The sequence below is a fragment of the Gordonia namibiensis NBRC 108229 genome, from assembly GCF_000298235.1.
Taxonomy (GTDB): domain Bacteria; phylum Actinomycetota; class Actinomycetes; order Mycobacteriales; family Mycobacteriaceae; genus Gordonia; species Gordonia namibiensis.
In genome coordinates, this window is the sequence record NZ_BAHE01000015.1 from 60861 (window position 1) to 80608 (window position 19748).

Here is a 19748-nt window from a genome sequence, read left to right on the forward strand (position 1 = left end):
AACTCAGCGCCAACCGAGCGCGGGCGCCACGTGGGTGAGGATCGACTCGATGACGTGCGCGTTGTACTCGACCCCGAGCTGGTTGGGCACGGTCAGCAGCAGGGTGTCGGCCGCGGCGATCGCCTCGTCCTCGCGCAGCTGCTCGATGAGCTTGTCCGGCTCGTCGGCGTAACTGCGGCCGAACCGGGCCACGCTGTTGTCGATGACGCCGACCTGATCGGACTCGTCGCCACCGCGGCCGAAGTAGGCCCGGTCGCGGTCGTCGACGAGTGCGAAGATGCTGCGGCTCACCGAGACCCGCGGTTCGTGCGGGTGGCCGGCGTCGGCCCAGGCCTTGCGGAAGCGCTGGATCTGCTCGGCCTGCAACTGGTGGAACGGGACGCCGGTGTCCTCGGTCAGCAGCGTCGACGACATCAGGTTCATGCCCTGCTGCGCAGTCCATTCGGCGGTCGCGCGGGTGCCGGCACCCCACCAGATGCGGTCGCGGAGACCGGGCGACTGCGGCTCGATGGGCAACAGTCCGGGCGGGTTCGGGAACATGGGTCGCGGGTTGGGGCGGGCGAAGCCGCCGCCCTCGATGACGCGGAGGAACACCTCGGTGTGCTGACGGGCCATGTCGGCGTCGGTGGAACCCTCCGACGGAACGTAGCCGAAGTATTTGTAGCCCTCGATGACCTGCTCGGGGGATCCACGGCTGATACCGAGCTGCAGACGCCCGCCGGCGATGAGGTCGGCTGCGCCGGCGTCCTCGGCCATGTACAGCGGGTTCTCATAGCGCATGTCGATGACACCGGTGCCGATCTCGATGCGGCTGGTCTTGGCGCCGATCGCCGACAGCAGCGGGAACGGCGACGCCAGCTGGCGCGCGAAGTGATGCACCCGGAAGTACGCGCCGTCGGCGCCCAGTTCCTCGGCCGCCACGGCGAGGTCGATCGACTGCAGCAATGTGTCGGCGGCCGTGCGGACCTGCGATCCGGGCGACTCCGACCAGTGACCGAACGACAGGAAACCGATCTTCTTCATGATCGGTAAATGAAACCACGGTCCGGATTGTTCCCACCCCGAAGGCGAGGAGTACCGGTACGGCGGGTCAGTCCCGGACGTCCACCGGCGTCTGGGTTCGTCCGTCCGTCGTCACGACCTGGCCCTCACGCCGGTTCCGGGCCGCATCTGCCAGGGACGTGATGAACTGCTCGGCCGCCCACCGGAGGGCCTCACGGTCCTCGGGGAGTGTGGTCTGTTCGTATCCGGTGAGGACGAAGTTGGCCCAGCTCGAGTACCGATGGGCGGCGACCCGGTCGTCGAGGAGCTCCATGGCGATGTCGAAGACCACGTCGTATCGGGAACGATCGGCGGCCTCCTGCACCTTGCCGACGTCCGGGTCCATCGCCGCCCAGGTGCGGATCGCGGCCTCCGCGTCGTGGGGGAGGGACACCGCGAACTCGATGAGCTCGATCATCCGGCGCAGCGGATCAGACACGGACTGAACTGCCGCGACCTCCACCTGGGTGCGCGAGTCCAACCAGTGGTCAATCAGCTGGGTGGTGTAGTCCGACCAGTTCTTGAAGAAGTGATAAAACGAGCCGCTTGTCACCCCGAGCCGGTTGCACACCTCGGACAGCTTCAATGCGCTGTATCCGGAATCGGCGAGGACGGCGAGGCCGGTCTCCAGATACAGCTCCCGGGTTGTCGTGGCTCCCATGCGGCAACGGTATCCAAGAACCCGGCGGGAGGTATGGCGGCGTTGTGCCGTGTTTCGCGGTGGACTGGCACGAAGATGCGCAATGGGCCGGGACCCCGGACGAGGATCGCCCGTCGACGTGGTCCCGGCCCATCAGCCGGAGATGTATTCGATTGTCCGTTGCGCGAGGGCTTTTACGGGGCCCAGGTGCGCGGGGCGGCCTCGGCCTCGGCGGGCGGGGTCGAGGTGACACGGTAGGCGCGGTTGACCGCGGACACCACGGCACGCAGGCTCGCGGTGGTGATCGACGACGCCACGCCGACACCCCACACGGTTTCGCCGTTGACCTCGGTCTCGACGTATGCCGCGGCGCTGGCGTCGCCACCGGCGGTCAGGGCGTGCTCGCTGTAGTCCAGGACGCGGACCTCGTAGCCGACGGTGCTCAGGGCGTCGACGAAGGCGGCCAGCGGGCCGTTGCCCGAGCCGGTGATCTCGCGCTCGTTGCCCTCGATCTTCACCACTGCGGTGATGTGGTCCTCGCCGCCGTCGACCTCGGCTGCGTCGACCTTCTGGCGCATGCGCTCCAGCGGCCAGATCGGCTGCAGGTAGTTCTCCGCGAAGACGTCGTACATCTCCTTGGGATTGACCTCGCCGCCCTCGCCGTCGGTGATCTTCTGGATCTCGCGGCTGAACTCGATCTGCAGGCGACGCGGCAGCACCAGGCCGTGGTCGGCCTTCATGATGTACGCGACGCCGCCCTTGCCGGACTGGCTGTTCACGCGGATGACGGCCTCGTAGCTGCGGCCGACGTCCTTCGGGTCGATCGGCAGATACGGTACGGCCCAGACGATGTCGTCGACATCGGAGTCGGCGTCGTCGGCGTCGTACTTCATCTGGTCCAGGCCCTTGTTGATGGCGTCCTGGTGGCTGCCAGAGAAGGCGGTGAAGACCAGGTCGCCGCCGTACGGGTGGCGCTCGGGGACGTTCAGCTGGTTGCAGTACTCGACGGTGCGACGGATCTCGTCGATGTCGGAGAAGCTGATCTGCGGGTCGACGCCGCGGCTGAACATGTTCATGCCCAGGGTCACCAGGCAGACGTTGCCGGTGCGCTCACCGTTGCCGAACAGGCAGCCCTCGATGCGGTCGGCGCCGGCCTGGTAGCCCAGTTCGGCTGCGGCAACGCCGGTTCCGCGGTCGTTGTGGGGGTGCAGGCTCAGGATGATCGAATCGCGACGGGCCAGGTTGCGGTGCATCCACTCGATCGAGTCGGCGTAGACGTTCGGCGTGGCCATCTCGACGGTCGCGGGCAGGTTGACGATCATCGGCTTCTCCGGAGTGGGAGCGATGATCTCGGTGACCGCGTCGACGACCTCCTTGGCGAAGCTCAGCTCGGTGCCCGTGTAGGACTCCGGCGAGTACTCGTAGCGCCAGTTGGTGTCGGGGTAGTTCTTCTCCACCTCGAGCACCTTGTGGGCGGCGTCGGTGGCGATCTTGATGATGGCCGGCTTGTCGGCACGGAAGACCACGCGGCGCTGCAGCACCGAGGTGGAGTTGTAGAAGTGCACGATGACGTTCGCGGCACCGCGGCAGGCCTCGAAGGTGCGCTCGATCAGTTCCTCGCGGCACTGCGTCAGCACCTGGATGGTGACGTCGTCGGGGATCGCGTTGTCCTCGATGATCTCGCGGACGAAGTCGTAGTCGGTCTGGCTCGCGGAGGGGAAGCCGACCTCGATCTCCTTGTAGCCCATGCGGACCAGCAGGTCGAACATACGACGCTTGCGCGCCGGGCTCATCGGGTCGATCAGTGCCTGGTTGCCGTCACGCAGGTCGACGGCGCACCACAGCGGGGCCTTGGTGATGACCTTGTCGGGCCAGGTGCGGTCGGGCAGCGAGATCTTCTCGACCTCGTCGGCGAACTGACGGTAGCGGTGAACCGGCATCGCGGAGTTGCGCTGCGGATTCCAAACGGGCTGGCCGGCGGGAATCGGGCCGTTCGGCTCGACGATTCGGCTGGCGCCGGAAGTGAAGGTGTCTGCTGGTGCCATGAGTGGTCATTCTCCGTGTCTGGAAGGAAAGTGACCGGCGCGTGATTGGGCCCCGCGACGGAGGGCCGGTCGTGTCAGACCCCGCCGCGGCAACCGAGAAGGAGTGCACGCTGCATGCGCTCGACTGTACTCCTCGGTGCTATCGAGACCAAAGGTGCAGGTGACAGCGTATTCCTGCGGAGTCGCCAGACGGTAGGCGGGGCCTGATCAGTGGTCCTCACCGGGGCCGAGGACCTCGTCGTCGAACCGTTGTCGGGCGGCGTCGATCGCCGGCAGATGCGTCGCCGCCCACGCCAGAAGTCCGTCGATCGGTTCGCGAACGGTCTTGCCCAACGGCGTGATTCGGTATTCGACCGAGACCGGTCGGGTGCTGAGCATGCGGCGTTCGATGATGCCGTTGCGTTCGAGACGGCGCAAGGTGCTGGTGAGCGATTTCTGTGACACCGCCGGGATCGCGCGGCGCAGTTCGTTGAACCGCGACGGCGCCTCGCGCAGTTCGTTGAGCACGCTCAGGGACCACTTGTCGAGGACCTGCCCCAGCAATTCCCGGGACGCGGCGTCGATCCTCAGTTCGTGGTCGGTCCGCGGTGAGGGTGATGTGGGTGCAGAGGGATCGGGCATGAGACCTGGTTTCGTTGAAGTAACCGAACGGAACCAAGTATACAAACGATACCTATCCAGACCAGGAGGAACTATGTCTGTCACGCTCTCCAGCCCCGAAGGCATGCTGCCCGACGCCCCATATCACCACGTCGCCGTGGGAACCGGCACCCGGCACGTGTACCTCGCCGGGCAGGTCGCACACACTGGTGACGGCTCGCCGGTCCCGACCGACCTCGCCGGGCAGGTCGCCCAGGCGCTACGGAACGTCGCCCGTGGATTGCGCGGCGCGGGCGCGGATTTCGGCGACGTCGTGCGTCTGACGGTCTACGTGACCGACTGGGAACCGACGAAGATCGGGGACTTCATGGCCGGGATCGAAGCCGTGGCCGTCGAGGTCGGACTACCCACACCGATGCCGCCGGCCACGCTGATCGGGGTGCAGGCGCTGTACGAGCCGGAGGTGTTGGTCGAGATCGAGGCGACGGCCGTCGTGGACTGAGCCCCACCGCACCCCCTCTTCGGGGGGTGCCGGGCACAGGCGGGCACGGCAAAGCTATGACATGCGTCTCACCCGGTGATGGGAGTGATCCAACTCATTCCGAACCGGTTGGGGTGTACGGGCTCCGTGCCCGGTCTTCGACAGAGCCGCTCAACCACGACGCGGCCGCCTGCACAGAAGGACGACGCCAGTGACCACGATCCCCGCCGATCCGCCTCGCGCTGACTTACCGCCCGAACCCCACACCCCGCCAGACGCGAAGCCCACCAGCCTTCGACGCGTCGCGGCCGCCAGCTCGATCGGCACGACCATCGAGTTCTACGACTTCTTCATCTACGGAACCGCGGCCGCGCTGGTCTTCCCGACGGTGTTCTTCCCGGCAGCCGACGAGGTGACCGGCACGATCGCATCCTTCGCGACCTTCGCCGTGGCGTTCTTCGCACGGCCGGTCGGCGCGATGCTCTTCGGCCACTTCGGTGACCGGATCGGCCGCAAGCGCACCCTGGTGTGGACCTTGCTGATCATGGGCATCGCGACCGTGGCGATCGGTCTCCTCCCCGGATACGAAACCGGAGTCTTCGGTATCGCCGAATCGGGGATCGGGATCGCGGCGCCCATAGCCCTTGTCGTACTGCGATTCCTGCAGGGCTTCGCCGTGGGCGGTGAGTGGGCCGGCGCGACGCTGCTCACGGCCGAATACGCACCCCCCGGCAAACGGGGTCTGTACGCCATGTTCCCGCAGCTCGGACCGGCGTTCGCATTCTTCCTGTCGAGTCTTACCTTCCTCATCGCCTCGCTGACCCTCGGCGAGACCAGCTCGGCCTTCCTCGACTACGGCTGGCGCATTCCCTTCATCCTGTCGTTCGCGCTCGTCGCCGTCGGCCTCTGGGTGCGGCTCGCCGTCGCGGAGACCCCGGTCTTCCAGGAAGCCCAGCGTCGCAAGGCGCTCGAGGCCGAGAAGTCAGATGGTCCCGCACTGCCCTTCATGGACGCCTTCCGCTACCAGTGGAAGGAGATCCTCATCGCCGGCGGTGCGCTGGCGAGCCTGTTCTCGCTCTTCTACATGGGCACCGCGTTCCTGACGAACTACGGCACCAAGAGCCTCGAACTTTCCCGCACCTTCGTCCTCAGCGCGGGCATGGTCGCCGCGATCGTCTTCGGTCTGTCGACCGCCGCGTCGGCGATGTGGTCCGACCGGGTTGGTCGACGCCGGGTCATCCTGACCTCGTGCATCATCGCCATCCCGTGGGCGCTGGTCCTGTTCCCGATCCTCGAGATCGGCGGCGGCTTCGCCTTCGTCGTCGGACTGATCGGCACCCTGCTGATCTTCGGCATCGCCTATGGCCCGGCGGGTGCACTGCTCCCGGAACTGTTCGAGGCGCGCTACCGCTACACCGGTGCCGGCATGGGCTACAACCTCGCCGGGATCTTCGGCGGCGCCATCCCGCCGCTGATCGCCGCCCCGCTGATCGCCGGACCCGGTGCGATCTGGGTGGGTGTCCTGCTGGCGGGCCTGTCCGCGATCAGCGTGGTCTGCACGATCCTGATCGTGGAGACCAAGGACAAGGCCATGCGTGCCGAGATCGAGCGGATCGAACAGGAGCCCGAGCTCGTCGGCTGACGTCCTCGAGGCCGAATTGGATACACGGCCGCAGCACCACGACGTCCCCGTCGCGATCACCGATCGCGGCGGGGACGTCTCACGTCTCGGGTGTGGTGAACGCGGGTCGTCCCCACTCTTCGGCGAACGCGACCTCGTCGAGCGGAAGGCGGGTCCGCGGGCGTTCGTCACGCTCGCGGATGTCCTCGGGCAACGACGCGGTGTCCTCGGCGAGCGCGCCGATCCCCAGCAGGACGAGAGGTCGCTTGTCGGCGGGGATGTCGAAGGCCGCGGTAGCGGCGGCGGCGTCGAAGCCGGCCATCGGATGTCCGTTGAAGCCGAGCGCCTCGGCCTGCAGGATCATCTGCGAGACAGCGAGACCCACGTCGACCGCCGCGTAGGTGTGTTCCTTCGGATCGTCGGCCCGATCGGTGGTGCACACCAGGACCAGCGCGGCCGCCCTTGGCGCCCAGCCCGCGTTTCCCCTGGTCAGGACGCCGGTGAGGGCCTCGAAGGTCGCGTCACCGCGTCGGCCGACGAGAAACCGGACGGGCTGCATGCGTCCCCAGGTGGGTGCCCACCGTCCGGCGTCGACGATGGTCGTGAGGTCCGCGGCGGAGATGGCGGCGGCGGGATCGTAACCCCGCGCGCTCCACCGTCCTTCGATCAGTTCATGCACTCGGTCGAGGGTAGCGGCGCGGGTGCCTCGGGTTCGTCGTTGCCGGCCCGGGCCCCCGCGGTCTGGGCATCTGCGGTCCAGGGCTTCAGCGGCTTGCGCATCGCGAAGAACACCCAGATGCCGAGAAGGGTCATCGAGATCCCGATCGCCAGCGACGCCGCGTGCATGCCATCGACGTAGGACTGGCGGGCCGCGGCCGCGAGGCCGTCTCCCTGCGTACCCATCTCGAGGGCGCGATGCAGCGTCTCACCAAGTGTGTCGCCGAAGGACCAGCCGTCGCGATGTCCGCGGAACACCAGCGTGGCAAGGGAACCGAACAGGGCGAGCCCGAGCGCGTTGCCGAGCTCGAAGCTCGTCTCCGAGATGCCCGACGCCGAGCCCGACCGCTCCGGCGGGACCGCGCCCACCACGACAACCGACACCAGGCTGAACTGGATGCCGTAACCGATACCGGCGATGAACGTGAAGACGAGGTAGACCCAGATCGGCGACGACGTGGTCAGTGCGAGCAGACCGAAGTTGCCCGCTGCCGCCAGCACGATCGAGCCGAGGAACGCCGCGCGGATGCCGACCATCGCCGCGATCCGGGAGGCGCCGATCGAGAACACCGCCACCGCGATGGCCATCGGGAGGCCGGCCACCGCCGCGGCGAGGACGTCATGCCCCATCACCGACTGCAGGTAGACGCCGGTCAGGTACGACATCCCGCCCAGCGCCATCATGCCGACGAGGGCCACGGAGATCGCGCCGACGTAGTGGGCGTTCCGGAACAGCTTGAGGTCGAGGAGCGGTGCCGCGGACTGACGTTGCTGCACCACGAAGCCGGCGAGAAGCGCCAGGCCGGCGAGTCCGATGACAACGACGCCCGCGTCGGCGCCGTCGCTCGCGAGGGTCTTGATCGCATAGACCACGGGCAGGATGCCGGCCATCGACAGCACGACGCCGAGCACGTCGAACCGTGCGGTCGAGGGAGCCTTGTACTCGGGGATGAGCCGGGGACCGAGGATGAGGAGGGCGGCCAGCACCGGCACGTTGATGAGAAAAGCCGAGCCCCACCAGAAGTGGTGCAGCAGGATGCCGCCGATGACCGGGCCGACCGCGGCGCCGCCGGCGAAGGCAGCCGTCCACACGCCGATCGCCCGACCGCGCTCTCGGTCATCGGAGAACATGTTGGCGATCAGCGACAGGCTCGACGGCATCAGCGTCGCCCCGCCGACACCCATCAAAGCGCGTGCGGCGATCAGGATCCCGGCGGACGGCGCGAAGGCGGCGAGGATCGACGCCCCGCCGAACACCGCCGCCCCGGCGAGCAGGATGCGGCGTCGTCCGACGCGATCGCCGAGGTTGCCCATCGTGATCAGCAGGCCGGCGATCAGGAAGCCGTAGATGTCGAGGATCCACAGCTGCTGGGCCGCCGACGGTGCGAGGGCGTCGGTGATGGAGGGGATCGCGAGGTAGAGGACGGAGACGTCCATCGACACCAGGAACACGGGCAGCGTGAGCACCGCGAGTCCCAGCCAGGTTCGTCGGTCGGCAGTTCTCGGAAGCTGCCGATCAGACGCGCCGAGACGGGTGGACACGATGTGCTCCTCGATGGTTTCTACGGTGGGTTGCGTACGGTGTACGCGGGAAAGCGTACGCCAGGTGAGTACGCTGTACGCAATCCTTTTATTCCCGGTCGTGAGCAGGAAGGACGAGCAGGTGACATCTGGCACGACCAAGTTGTCGCCGGCGGTCATCGTCGACGCCGCGATCCGGATCGCCGACGCCCGGGGACTCACCGGCCTCTCGATGCGGCGGGTGGCCGACGAGCTCGGGGTCGGGGCGATGTCGTTGTACCGTCACGTCGCCGACAAGGAGGCGTTGCTGCTGGCGATGTCCGAAGAGGTCACGCAGCGCTATCCCTATCCCTACGACGACGCGCCGTCATGGCAGGAGCGGGTCCGGATCGCCGTCGACGTCGACTGGGAGCTGTACCAGCGGCACCCGTGGGTGGTGCTGGCCTATTCGTCACCCCGCCTCAGTTACGGCGAGGCGTCGCTGGAATGCCTCGACTGGCTGTCCGCGGGTTTCCTCGAACTCGGGGTCGGCATCGAACGCGCAACCGACATGGCACTGACCGTGTGGAGTTTCGTCCACGGCGTCGCACTGATGGCGGTCGGCGACCAGCTGATCGACGATCAGGTCCGGGGCGAGTCCGAGGTGTCGTCGTCGGTCCGGCTGTCCGACGTGATCGCCGGCCGCTCGGATGCCGCGGTACCCGAACACCTCGCCCGTCTCGCCGGGCGCCCCGACGCCGCGCACCTGCTGGATCCGCGGGCCCGGCTCGATGCCGGAATCGGTTATCTCTGCGCGGGTTTCGGGGCCGCGGCGCGCTGAGGCGTCGGGTCGGCGGCGCGTCGGGTCACAGCGGTGGTGGTCACATGGCGTGCGGGAACACTGTCAGCATGTGCGCACCGAACCACGAACTGCCGACGACGATCGGCACGATGACGAGGCCGGCGACCACCGGCCGCGCCCGGGCGAGGGCCATCGCGAGGGGGATGAGAAGAACGAAGGCGGGCAACAGGAGTCGCGGCCTGCTCATCATCAGCCCGCTCGACAGCACGATCTGGGCGACGAGCAGTGAACCGAACAACAACACCGGCCACGGCAGCCGCGCCCACACCGCCACGGCGAGCATCACGAGGGTGCTCAGGACGATCCACGACGTCGCGGTCGGGGCGACCTCTGCGGAGTTCACCAGCTGTTCGTTGACGAAGTTGAATGCGGCGACGCCCCAGTCGAACTCGGTATCCCAGCCCTCGGTCTGGATGCGGAACCATCCCGTCGGCGAACCGGTGTGGGCCCACACGACGCCCAGATATGTGAGGTAGCCCAAGGGGCTGAGCACGATCGCCGCGGCGGCACGTGCACGGTCCGTGCCGGTGACCGCCGAGGAGTGGCGGCCGGTCCACAGGAACACGATCGAGGCGAGGACCACCACGCCGATGATGACGGCGGCGGTCGGCCGACAGAAGCCGCAGAGGCCGGCCATCACCCCGGCCAGCAGCCAGCGTTTCTCCAGTATTCCGATGAGTGCCCACGTCGCGAGGGCGCAGAACATCGCCTCGGTGTAGGCCATGTTGAGCACGATCGACATCGGGGTCGCCGCGAACAGCACCACCAGGAACAGCCCGGTGGCGCGTTCGGGGGCGGGGCCGATGGGGGAGTGCGAGGACATCAGCCGCGCGCAGGCCATGCCGAGGCGCGCTGCGCCGACCGCGGCGATACATCCGAGAACGAGGTTGAGGGTGAGCGCCGCCCCGAACGGCGTCACGCCGGGCAGTTTCGCCAGTAAGCCGACCAGGTAGGGGTAGCCCGGGAAGAAGGCGAATGCGGTGTCGGAGGTGTGGATTCCGCGCGCGTCGGTCAGGCTCGCGGGCACTCCGTCGTATCCATGGGTGGCGATCGCCAGCATCCACTGCCCGTCCCACACGGTGAGGGCCTTGCCGAGGGTTGTGTCGCGCAGGTCCGCGAACCGTGCGAGCGTGAGGATGCCGATCGCGCGGATGACCAGGTAGACGACCAGGGCGTCGATGCACCAGCGGTGCCGGCGGACCCAGTCGGCGAACGGGGGCCGCGGGTCGGCGGAGCGTCGAGCCGGTGTCGAACCGCCCGAGGAGATCGGCCTACCGTCGTCGACCCCGCCGGTACCCGGATCAGGATCGGGACGGCCCGGATCGTCGACGTCGGTTGGGGTGGCCACCCGTGGAATCCTAGGTCGTCGCCGGCGACCACAGGCGACGTGCCGTGTGCGTCGGATCACAGAATGCCGGTGACCAGGTCAGGTCTGCACCCTCCTGCCCGGTAAGGTTGTCCGAAGCAAGCTGACGTCTATCGAACCGGCGCACGAGCCGGCGGGAGGTAACTCGACGTGGCCCTCGTGGTGCAGAAGTACGGCGGATCCTCGGTCGCAACGGCCGAACGCATCCGTCGCGTTGCCGAGCGCATCGTCGAGACGAAGAAGCAGGGCAACGACGTTGTCGTCGTCGTCTCGGCGATGGGCGACACAACCGACGAACTGCTCGACCTCGCCCAGCAGGTCAACCCGGCGCCTCCGGCGCGCGAGATGGACATGCTCCTGACCTCGGGCGAGCGCATCTCCAACGCACTGGTGGCGATGGCCATCAGTTCGCTTGGTGCACATGCTCAGTCGTTCACCGGATCCCAGGCCGGCGTCATCACGACGAGCTCTCATGGCAAGGCCAAGATCATCGACGTCACGCCGGGCCGCGTCCGCAGCGCACTCGACGACGGCAAGATCGTGCTGGTCGCCGGATTCCAGGGTGTCTCGCAGGACACCAAAGACATCACCACCCTCGGACGCGGTGGCTCCGACACCACCGCCGTCGCGCTGGCGGCGGCCCTCGAGGCCGACGTCTGCGAGATCTACACCGACGTCGACGGCGTGTACTCCGCCGATCCGCGCATCGTCTCCGACGCCAAGAAGCTCGACACCGTTTCCTTCGAGGAGATGCTCGAACTCGCGGCCTGTGGCGCGAAGGTCCTGATGCTGCGGTGCGTGGAATACGCCCGCCGGTACAACGTTCCCGTTCACGTGCGCTCGTCGTACTCGACCAAACCCGGCACCGTGGTGACCGGATCGATGGAGGACATTCCCGTGGAAGAAGCCATTCTCACCGGCGTCGCACACGATCGCAGCGAAGCCAAGATCACCGTCGTGGGTCTCGACGACAAGCCGGGCTACGCCGCCAAGGTGTTCCGCGCCGTCGCCGACGCCGAGATCAACATCGACATGGTGCTGCAGAACATCTCGAAGGTCGACACCGGCAAGACCGACATCACCTTCACCCTGCCGCGCGAGCTCGGCCCGCTGGGCGTCGAGAAGCTCACCAAGCTGCAGGAGGAGATCGGCTTCACCGAACTCCTGTACGACGATCACATCGGCAAGGTCTCCCTCGTCGGTGCCGGCATGAAGTCGCACCCGGGCGTCACCGCCACCTTCTGTGAGGCCCTCAGCGAGGCCGGCGTGAACATCGAGTTGATCTCCACCTCGGAGATCCGCATCTCGGTGCTGTGCCGCGACACCGAACTCGACGACGCCGTACGCGCACTGCACGCCGCCTTCGATCTCGGTGGCGAAGAGGAAGCCGTCGTCTACGCAGGAACGGGTCGATAACCATGGGTGTACGTCTCGGAGTCGTCGGCGCGACCGGTCAGGTCGGCGCCGTCATGCGAACCCTCCTGGCAGAGCGCAACTTCCCGGCCGACGAGGTGCGGTTCTTCGCGTCGCCGCGATCGGCGGGCAAGAAGCTTCCCTGGGGTGACGGGGAGATCGTGGTGGAGGATGCGGCCACCGCCGATCCCGCCGGTCTCGACATCGCCCTCTTCTCCGCCGGTGCCACGATGTCCCGTGAGCAGGCTCCGCGGTTCGCCGCCGCCGGTGTCACCGTCATCGACAACTCGTCGGCGTGGCGCAAGGATCCCGATGTGCCGCTGGTGGTCTCGGAGGTCAACGGTGAGCTGGCGAAGAACCCGCCCAAGGGCATCATCGCCAACCCCAACTGCACCACCATGGCCGCCATGCCGGTGCTCAAACCGCTACACGACGCAGCCGGACTGCAGCGCCTGATCATCTCGAGCTACCAGGCGGTCTCCGGCAGCGGTCTGGCCGGTGTGGAGGAACTCGCCGGTCAGGTGCGCGCCGTCGCCGACGACGCCGAGAAGCTCGTCCACGACGGCTCGGCCGTCGACTTCCCGGCCCCCAACAAGTACGTCGCGCCCATCGCGTTCAACGTTGTGGCACTTGCCGGTTCGCTCGTCGACGACGGCACCGGCGAGACCGACGAAGATCAGAAGCTGCGCAACGAGTCGCGCAAGATCCTCGGTCTCCCCGAGCTGCTCGTCAGCGGAACCTGCGTGCGCGTGCCCGTGTTCACCGGCCACTCGCTGTCGATCAACGCGGAGTTCGCCGAGCCGCTGTCGGTGGCTCGTGCCCAGGAGATCCTCGGTGCCGCAGCCGGAGTCGAGCTCGTCGATGTGCCGACGCCGCTCGCCGCCGCCGGCAAGGACAACTCACTCGTGGGTCGTATCCGTCAGGACCCGGGTGTCCCGGACGGTCGCGGCCTCGCGCTGTTCGTCTCGGGTGACAACCTCCGAAAGGGCGCTGCGCTCAACACGATTCAGATCGCGGAGCTGCTGGTCTAAGCCTTCGTGGCTCGCTCCGCTCGCACCTCAGGCAGCGGGGGGCTGGTCCGCTCGCACTTCAGGCAGCGGGGGGCTGGTCCGCTGGCACCTCAGGCAGCGGGGGGCTGGTCCGCTCGCACCTCAGGCAGCGGGGGGCTGGTCCGCTCGCACTTCAGGCAGCGGGGGGCTGGTCCGCTCGCACTTCAGGCAGCGGGGGGCTGCTCCTCTCACACCTCAGGTAGCGGAGGGGCATCCGAGACGGCAGCCGCCGCCTCGGTGATGATCTCTCGCATCGACGCCTCCGCGGCCTTCGGGTCGCGGAGGCGTATTGCTCTCGCCACGTCGTCGTGAAGGGCGATGGCTGCCGGGTTCGGGGTCGGCGGCATCATCCCGTGATGGGTTCGGCCGGCCAGGACCTCGCCGACGACGTCGGCCAGCGACCGGAACATCTCGTTGCCGCTCGCCTCGAGCAAGGTGCGGTGGAAGACCTTGTCCGCCAGCAGATATGACTGCAGGTCGCCGGTCCGGCCGTGAACCGACATGTCCGACACCGCGGCCGCGAGGATGCGGCAGTGGTGCTCGTTCGCACGTTCGGCCGCGAGCGCGGCCGCCACGGGCTCGAAGCCGCGTCGAAGTTCCGACAGAGTTGCGAGGAACTCCGCACGGTCCGCGCCGTCGAGACGCCACCGGATGAGTCGGGGGTCGAACACGCTCCACCGGGTCCGCGGCTGGATGGTGATGCCGACCCGGCGTCGTGACTCGACGAGTCCCATCGATTCGAGGACTTTGATCACCTCGCGCGCCACGGTCCGAGACACCCCGTGCTCGGTGCAGATGGCGTCGAGCGTCAGGACGCTGCCCGCCGGCTGTGCCCCCGAGACGATGCGCCGGCCGATGGCAGCGAGGGTCTCATCGTGGCGCTCTGTGGTCCCACCTGTGCTCCGACTCACGATTTCATCTTCTCATTAACGGCCTCTGGCGCAAATGTGCGTACTTAACGCGCGAGGGACTTGCATAAGTATGACTATTGAGGCAGTCTCCGTGATCAGCAGCACAGCGATGTGGAGGAGTTGGCATGCGATCACCGGTGGTCGTTATGGGTGTGTCCGGGTCGGGGAAGTCGACCGTGGGGGCCGCGTTGGCGCAGCGTCTACGCGTTCCGTTCGCGGACGCCGACGACTTCCACTCGGCGGAGAACATCGCCAAGATGTCGGCCGGTCAGCCGCTCGACGACGACGACCGTCGTCCGTGGCTGGAATCCATCGGGGTCTGGCTGGCCGAACACGGTGACGGTGGGGTGATGAGCTGTTCCGCGCTCAAGCACGAGTACCGCGACCGTCTCCGGGGGCACGAGCCGTCGGTGCTGTTCGCGCACCTCGCCGGCTCGGTCGAGGTCATCGCCCGCCGCCAGGCATCGCGGCCGGGGCACTTCATGCCGACAGCGTTGCTGCGATCCCAATTCGAGACCCTCGAACCCCTGACATCCGATGAGCGCGGCCTGACCGTCGACGTGGACCAGAGCGTGGACGCCATCGTCGACGAGCTGGTCGCGTCGCTCCCCAACGGCGAGGAGAACTGAACATGTTGTCGACCACCACGATCCTCGCCGCGAGTGCGGATCTGCCCGAGCCGGTCGCGCCGGGTTGGCAGCTCGTCGTCGCGGCTCTGGCCGGTATCGCGGTCATCGTCGTGGCGATCACCGTCGCCAAGGTCCATCCGTTCCTCGCGCTGGTCGGCGGCGGTGCCACGGTCGGCATCGTCGCGGGTGAGTCGATCCCGACGGTCCTGGAGTCCTTCACCACCGGATTCGGTTCCACCGCAGCCGGTGTGGGCATCCTGATCGCGCTCGGGGCGATGTTCGCGAAGCTGCTCGCCGACTCCGGAGGCGCCGACGAGATCGTGGACACGATCGTCGGGCATGCCTCCCCGCGCATGCTGCCGTGGGCGATGGCGCTCGTCGGCGCGATCATCGGACTGCCGATGTTCTTCGAGATCGGCCTCGTCCTTCTGATGCCGGTGATCTATCTGGTTGCCCGACGCTCGGGCCTGGGCCTGATCCCGATCGGCATTCCTGCGCTCGCCGGTCTCTCGGCCATGCACGGCTTCGTGCCCCCGCACCCCGGCCCGCTCGTGGCCATCGACGCCCTCGGTGCCGATCTCGGCCTGACCCTCGCACTCGGTGTGGCCGTGGCCATCCCGACGATCATCGTCTCGGGTCCGCTGTTCGGCACGCTCGCCGGCAAGTGGGTGACGGTCGATGCGCCGACAACTTTCGACGTCGATCCCGACGACGGCCCGACCACCAAGCGGCCGTCCTTCGGCATCACCATGTTCAGCGTCCTGCTGCCGGTCGTCCTGATGCTGGGCAAGGCGCTCGCCGAGATCTTCATCGACGACAAGGATCAGCTCCTGCGACGCATCCTCGACATCCTCGGTACACCCCTGATCGCCCTGCTGATAGCCGTCGTCGTCGCCATGTTCACCCTGGGCCGCGGCTCGGGGATGGATCGCGAGACCATCTCGAAGTGCACCGGTGCGGCGCTGCCCGCCATCGCCGGCATCCTGCTGATCGTCTCCGCTGGTGGCGGATTCAAGCAGGTTCTCGTCGACACGGGCATCGGCACGCTCCTGGCCGACTGGGCCACGGGCGCAAACGTCCCGGTTCTGGTCCTCGCCTGGGTGCTCGCCGCGCTGATCCGCCTGGCCACCGGCTCGGCGACCGTCGCGACCATCACCGCGTCGTCGTTGATGCTCGGACTTGTCGACGGACTGAGCTCGGGGGAGGTCTCTCTGGTCGTCCTCGCGATCGGTGCCGGCTCGGTCTTCCTGTCGCACGTGAACGACGCCGGCTTCTGGCTGGTCAAGGAGTACTTCGGCATGACCGTCGGCCAGACCTTCAAGACCTGGTCGATGATGGAGACCCTGCTGTCGGTGAGCGGTCTGGTCGTCGTGCTGGCCCTCGGACTGGTGATCTGACCGGGCTGACCGCGCCGCCCTGACGGGCGCCCGCTGAAAAGCGCCCCTCGGAACCGCCCCTGAGATCGACCCTCACCAGCAGAGCCGGCGACATGGTGTCGTCGAGCCCGCTGCGGAGGGCGGATCCCGGGGGCGGTTTTCGGTCGCGGCGCGGGTGGCCACAACGCGGATGAGGACCCAGTCACCCGACTCAACTTACTGTGGGGTAGGTTACTCGCCCATGAAGCTGAAGTCGGGAACGAGCGTTGGGTCGCGCCGCAGGTCACGCCTGCGAAAGACCACGATTGCGGGTGCGGTGGCAGCGGCCTGTGCGGCTGCCGTGATCAGTCCGGCGCCGGACGCGAGTGCGTCCGATTTCTACACCCCGCCGGCATCCTTCGCGACCGATCCCGGCTCGGTGATCCGGAGCCAACAGATCCCGCTGCTCCTGCAGATCCCGGGTGCGCCGAATCAGTGGCCGGGTACGGCCCGCAAGGTCATGTACACCTCGACCTACCAGGACGGGAAGCCTGCCGCGGTCACCGGGACCGTCGTCGAGCCGACCGCGCCGTGGACCGGGAAGGGGCCGCGCCCGACCGTCGTCGTCGGTCCGGGAACGATCGGCCAGGGTGACCAGTGCGCGGCGTCGAAGCTGATGAGCCTGCCGATGTCGATCGACATCACCAAACCCAGCATCGGTGTCAACTACACCGCGCCGGAGATGTACTACATGCTGCTCAACGGCGTGCGGGTCTTCGTCACCGACTACATCGGCATGGGCACCCCGGGCATCCACACCTACGTCAACCGTTCGGAGACCGGCCACGCCATGCTCGACGGGGCCCGGGCCGCGTTGCGCGCATCCGGCGCCCCGTCCGACGCGCCGGTCGGCTTCATCGGCTACTCGCAGGGCGGTGGCGCCGCCGCCTCCGCGGCCGAACTCGCCGCGACCTACGCACCGGAACTGAACGTCCGTGCCAGTTACGCCGGTGCGCCGCCCGCCGACCTGGAGAAGGTCATCCCGGCCATCGACGGGAGCACGATCGCCGGCGCCATCGGCTTCGCCGTCAACGGCCTTACCCAGCGGTACCCGGTGGTCGCCGACGTCGTGCAACGGGAGACCAACGCCTCCGGAAAGGCTGCGCTGAAACAGATCTCGACGAGCTGCATCGGCGACATCATCCCCGCCTTCGGTTTCCAGCAGACCAAGAACTGGACCCGCACCGGCGAGACGCTCTCCTCGGTGATCGCACGGTCGCCGGAGGTGCAGAAGATCGTCGGCGAACAGCGCATCGGTCGCCTGAAGCCGAACGCGCCGGTCTTCCTCGAAGGTGGCCTCAACGACGACGTGATCCCGCACGGTCAGGTCGCCCAGCTCGCCGCGGACTGGCGGGCACAGGGGGCCGACGTCCGGTTCGTCACGGACCCCACGCCGCCGATCCTGACCAAGTCGATCGTCAACCACGTGGTCCCGATGCTCGGCACGTTCCTGCCCGGCATGGAGTTCGTCCTCGGCGAGTTCCGGAAGTAGTCGAACAGAACAAGGACAGGGTCCGTCGGCAGAGCTCCGGCGGGCCCTGTCCGTTCCCGAGGTCCGGATGGCAGGATCGAGGAATGAACGATCCGCACGGGCCGGGGGACCCCCACGATCGAGACCCCGAACGCATCCCGACCCAGGCCGAGCTCGACGCCGAGGACCTCGCCGCGCTGGAACGCTCGTCGCGTGACCGCGACCAGGCGGCGCTCTACCCGCCGCGACCGTCCGACCCGGGCAGCCCGCCGGCGGCCCTGGCACTCCACGCCCGCGTCGTCTGGTGGGGTGCGGCGGTCATCGGGCTGATCCTGGCGGTCTACGGCTTCTTCAACCTCGGCACCATCACCGACGACCTGCGGCAGCGCCTCCTCGAGGGAGTCGTGACCGACCCGGCCAACTCCGCACCGGAGGACCAGGTCGAGACGCTGGCCGGGTTCTTCCCTCCGTTCATGCTGGTCATGATCGTCGTCGTCCTGGTGATCGAGTACCTGCTGCTGGTGGCCGCGGTGACCCACCACAGCCGACACTGTCGTAACTTCTTCCTCGCCGCCGTGGTGGTCCATCTCCTTTGCATCCCGGTCGGCGTCGACCTCCTCTTCCGCTATCCCGACATCTCGTCGACGATGGTCGTTCTCAGCTGGGTGCAGTTCGCGTTGCTCGTGATCGCGGCACTTCTCACCGCGCGTCGGTCCGTCAACACCTGGCTGCCGGAATCGACTCGGATGAAGCCGACTCGCATGATGCGCGGCCGCTGACACGAGAGTGTCGTATCGGCGCTGACACTCGGCGGCACGTTTGTAACCCCCGCCACCAGGCGGTTTGATCGGAATGAATCCGGGTACAGGTCGGTTGGACAGAACGTTGGTTCCACAGAGCCGAACATCCACCACCTGAACCCAGGAGGACCCCCGATGGCAATCGAACCCGTCTACACCATTTCGTCCAAGGCATCCGGCGGCGGACGCGACGGTGAGGTGGTCTCGGCCTCGGGCCAGATCGACCTCGACCTCCGACCGCCGAAGGAGATGGGCGGCAGCGGCGACGGCTCCAACCCCGAGGAACTCTTCTCGGCCGGCTACGCGGCGTGCTTCCTCGGGGCTCTCCGAGCCACGTCGAAGGCAGCCGGTAGCCCGGTGCCCGACGACTCGACTGTGAACGTGACCGTCGGCATCGGCAAGGACCCCGCCGACGGCGGCTTCGGATTTGACCGTGGCGATCGACGTCTCCATCCCCGGCGTCGACGAGACGAAGGCCCAGGAGCTGGCGAACAAGGCGCACGAGTTCTGCCCCTACTCCAAGGCCACCCGCGGCAACATCGAGCAGAAGGTCACCGTCACCGTCTGACACCGGCCACCCGGACCAGTCGTTCTCTCACCCGACGGGGCGCTGATCTCAGCCCCGAGTCGGCGCTCCGGTAGTACCCGCCCAGATATGACAAGGAAGGACATTCTTGATCATGACCACCCCCATCACCAGCACTCTCACCGACGAGCAGCAGTCCGTGGCCGGCAAGGCCCTGCAGGACACCCTCGTCGACATGCTCGACCTGACCCTTATCGCCAAGCAGGCCCACTGGAACGTCGTGGGCAAGCAGTTCCGCTCGGTGCATCTCGACCTCGACGAGCTCGTCACCGTGGCGCGTGAGTTCACCGACGCCGCCGCCGAGCGCGCGACCGCCATCGGCGTCAGCCCGGACGGCCGTGCCGAGACCGTGGCCAAGACCGCGAACACCAAGGGCTTCGGCGAAGGCTGGACCAAGGACACCGAGGTCGTCGACGCCATCGTGGAGAACCTCAAGGCAGTCATCGACGGTCTCCGCGAGCGCATCGCGGTCACCGAGGAAGCCGATCCGGTGACGCAGGACCTGCTCATCTCATTCGCCTCGAAGCTGGAACAGCTGCATTGGATGTGGCAGGCGCAGTCCGCCTGACCAACCGGATGAGCCCTATCGGGGCCTCTCACA

At 67.6% G+C, this 19748-nt stretch carries 18 protein-coding genes and 1 pseudogene; 11 read left to right on the forward strand and 8 right to left on the reverse strand.

Annotated elements, in window-relative coordinates:
• Positions 1-3 precede the first annotated feature (3 nt).
• The 4 genes from GONAM_RS09600 to GONAM_RS09615 form a co-directional block, all read right to left on the reverse strand.
• A complete protein-coding gene (locus GONAM_RS09600) occupies positions 4-1023 on the reverse strand; it encodes an LLM class flavin-dependent oxidoreductase (protein ID WP_006866556.1) in 1020 nt (339 codons plus the stop codon).
• Between the two features lie 67 nt (positions 1024-1090).
• Entirely contained in the window at positions 1091-1702 is a 612-nt protein-coding gene (locus GONAM_RS09605) for a TetR/AcrR family transcriptional regulator (RefSeq protein WP_006866557.1), read from the reverse strand.
• A 173-nt stretch (positions 1703-1875) separates the two neighbouring features.
• The gene (gene leuA, locus GONAM_RS09610; protein ID WP_006866558.1) at positions 1876-3726 is read right to left on the reverse strand and encodes a 2-isopropylmalate synthase; all 1851 of its coding nucleotides are present in this window, start codon (positions 3724-3726) and stop codon (positions 1876-1878) included.
• 207 nt (positions 3727-3933) lie between these two features.
• Positions 3934-4347 carry a winged helix-turn-helix transcriptional regulator gene (locus tag GONAM_RS09615; protein ID WP_006866559.1) on the reverse strand — a complete coding sequence of 138 codons (414 nt, stop codon included), beginning with the start codon at positions 4345-4347 and terminating at the stop codon, positions 3934-3936.
• A gap of 73 nt (positions 4348-4420) precedes the next feature.
• On the opposite strand from GONAM_RS09615, the gene GONAM_RS09620 reads away from it, so the two are divergent.
• Together GONAM_RS09620 and GONAM_RS09625 are read left to right on the forward strand one after the other, a co-directional pair.
• Positions 4421-4828 (forward strand): RidA family protein, encoded by a 408-nt coding sequence (locus GONAM_RS09620; RefSeq protein ID WP_006866560.1) that lies wholly within the window; start codon positions 4421-4423, stop codon positions 4826-4828.
• Positions 4829-5018: 190 nt separating this feature from the next.
• Positions 5019-6449: an MFS transporter gene (locus GONAM_RS09625; protein ID WP_006866561.1), complete on the forward strand. Its 1431-nt coding sequence runs from the start codon at positions 5019-5021 to the stop codon at positions 6447-6449.
• Positions 6450-6528: 79 nt separating this feature from the next.
• Here the strand turns inward: GONAM_RS09625 and GONAM_RS09630 are convergent, their stop codons facing one another.
• Together GONAM_RS09630 and GONAM_RS09635 are read right to left on the reverse strand one after the other, a co-directional pair.
• Positions 6529-7107 (reverse strand): nitroreductase family protein, encoded by a 579-nt coding sequence (locus GONAM_RS09630; protein WP_006866562.1) that lies wholly within the window; start codon positions 7105-7107, stop codon positions 6529-6531.
• On the reverse strand, positions 7095-8687 hold the full coding sequence (locus tag GONAM_RS09635) for an MFS transporter (RefSeq protein ID WP_040535919.1): 1593 nt from the start codon (positions 8685-8687) through the stop codon (positions 7095-7097). Before GONAM_RS09635 ends, GONAM_RS09630 begins: the two co-directional genes overlap by 13 nt.
• A 121-nt stretch (positions 8688-8808) precedes the next feature.
• Between GONAM_RS09635 and GONAM_RS09640 the strand changes: the two genes are divergently transcribed.
• Positions 8809-9486: a TetR/AcrR family transcriptional regulator gene (locus tag GONAM_RS09640; RefSeq protein ID WP_006866564.1), complete on the forward strand. Its 678-nt coding sequence runs from the start codon at positions 8809-8811 to the stop codon at positions 9484-9486.
• Positions 9487-9526: 40 nt separating this feature from the next.
• Here the strand turns inward: GONAM_RS09640 and GONAM_RS09645 are convergent, their stop codons facing one another.
• A complete protein-coding gene (locus GONAM_RS09645) occupies positions 9527-10855 on the reverse strand; it encodes a putative hexosyltransferase (RefSeq protein ID WP_006866565.1) in 1329 nt (442 codons plus the stop codon).
• Between the two features lie 168 nt (positions 10856-11023).
• On the opposite strand from GONAM_RS09645, the gene GONAM_RS09650 reads away from it, so the two are divergent.
• Together GONAM_RS09650 and GONAM_RS09655 are read left to right on the forward strand one after the other, a co-directional pair.
• On the forward strand, positions 11024-12289 hold the full coding sequence (locus GONAM_RS09650; protein WP_006866566.1) for an aspartate kinase: 1266 nt from the start codon (positions 11024-11026) through the stop codon (positions 12287-12289).
• A 2-nt stretch (positions 12290-12291) separates the two neighbouring features.
• A complete protein-coding gene (locus GONAM_RS09655) occupies positions 12292-13317 on the forward strand; it encodes an aspartate-semialdehyde dehydrogenase (protein WP_006866567.1) in 1026 nt (341 codons plus the stop codon).
• A 206-nt stretch (positions 13318-13523) separates the two neighbouring features.
• On the opposite strand, the gene GONAM_RS09660 is transcribed toward GONAM_RS09655, so the two are convergent.
• Positions 13524-14246 carry a FadR/GntR family transcriptional regulator gene (locus GONAM_RS09660; RefSeq protein WP_006866568.1) on the reverse strand — a complete coding sequence of 241 codons (723 nt, stop codon included), beginning with the start codon at positions 14244-14246 and terminating at the stop codon, positions 13524-13526.
• 125 nt (positions 14247-14371) lie between these two features.
• Between GONAM_RS09660 and GONAM_RS09665 the strand changes: the two genes are divergently transcribed.
• From GONAM_RS09665 to GONAM_RS09690, 6 genes and pseudogenes are all read left to right on the forward strand, one after another.
• Complete coding sequence (locus GONAM_RS09665) at positions 14372-14875, forward strand: gluconokinase (RefSeq protein ID WP_006866570.1); 504 nt, start codon at positions 14372-14374, stop codon at positions 14873-14875.
• A gap of 2 nt (positions 14876-14877) precedes the next feature.
• Entirely contained in the window at positions 14878-16272 is a 1395-nt protein-coding gene (locus GONAM_RS09670; protein WP_006866571.1) for a GntP family permease, read from the forward strand.
• A 220-nt stretch (positions 16273-16492) separates the two neighbouring features.
• Entirely contained in the window at positions 16493-17782 is a 1290-nt protein-coding gene (locus GONAM_RS09675; RefSeq protein WP_006866572.1) for a lipase family protein, read from the forward strand.
• A gap of 83 nt (positions 17783-17865) precedes the next feature.
• Positions 17866-18540, forward strand: coding sequence for a hypothetical protein (locus GONAM_RS09680; RefSeq protein WP_006866573.1), 675 nt, complete (start codon positions 17866-17868; stop codon positions 18538-18540).
• 156 nt (positions 18541-18696) lie between these two features.
• Positions 18697-19129 (forward strand): annotated as a pseudogene (locus GONAM_RS09685) (organic hydroperoxide resistance protein).
• Between the two features lie 112 nt (positions 19130-19241).
• Complete coding sequence (locus GONAM_RS09690) at positions 19242-19715, forward strand: Dps family protein (RefSeq protein ID WP_040535921.1); 474 nt, start codon at positions 19242-19244, stop codon at positions 19713-19715.
• Positions 19716-19748: the final 33 nt, after the last annotated feature.

What these genes read in the sequence shown, in the direction of transcription:
- GONAM_RS09600 (WP_006866556.1), bottom strand. Translation starts at nt 1,023, where the DNA reads ATGAAGAAGATCGGTTTCCTGTCGTTCGGTCACTGGTCGGAGTCGCCC.
- GONAM_RS09605 (WP_006866557.1), bottom strand. Translation starts at nt 1,702, where the DNA reads ATGGGAGCCACGACAACCCGGGAGCTGTATCTGGAGACCGGCCTCGCC.
- leuA (WP_006866558.1), bottom strand. Translation starts at nt 3,726, where the DNA reads ATGGCACCAGCAGACACCTTCACTTCCGGCGCCAGCCGAATCGTCGAG.
- GONAM_RS09615 (WP_006866559.1), bottom strand. Translation starts at nt 4,347, where the DNA reads ATGCCCGATCCCTCTGCACCCACATCACCCTCACCGCGGACCGACCAC.
- GONAM_RS09620 (WP_006866560.1), top strand. Translation starts at nt 4,421, where the DNA reads ATGTCTGTCACGCTCTCCAGCCCCGAAGGCATGCTGCCCGACGCCCCA.
- GONAM_RS09655 (WP_006866567.1), top strand. Translation starts at nt 12,292, where the DNA reads ATGGGTGTACGTCTCGGAGTCGTCGGCGCGACCGGTCAGGTCGGCGCC.
- GONAM_RS09665 (WP_006866570.1), top strand. Translation starts at nt 14,372, where the DNA reads ATGCGATCACCGGTGGTCGTTATGGGTGTGTCCGGGTCGGGGAAGTCG.
- GONAM_RS09670 (WP_006866571.1), top strand. Translation starts at nt 14,878, where the DNA reads ATGTTGTCGACCACCACGATCCTCGCCGCGAGTGCGGATCTGCCCGAG.
- GONAM_RS09675 (WP_006866572.1), top strand. Translation starts at nt 16,493, where the DNA reads ATGAAGCTGAAGTCGGGAACGAGCGTTGGGTCGCGCCGCAGGTCACGC.
- GONAM_RS09680 (WP_006866573.1), top strand. Translation starts at nt 17,866, where the DNA reads ATGAACGATCCGCACGGGCCGGGGGACCCCCACGATCGAGACCCCGAA.
- GONAM_RS09690 (WP_040535921.1), top strand. Translation starts at nt 19,242, where the DNA reads ATGACCACCCCCATCACCAGCACTCTCACCGACGAGCAGCAGTCCGTG.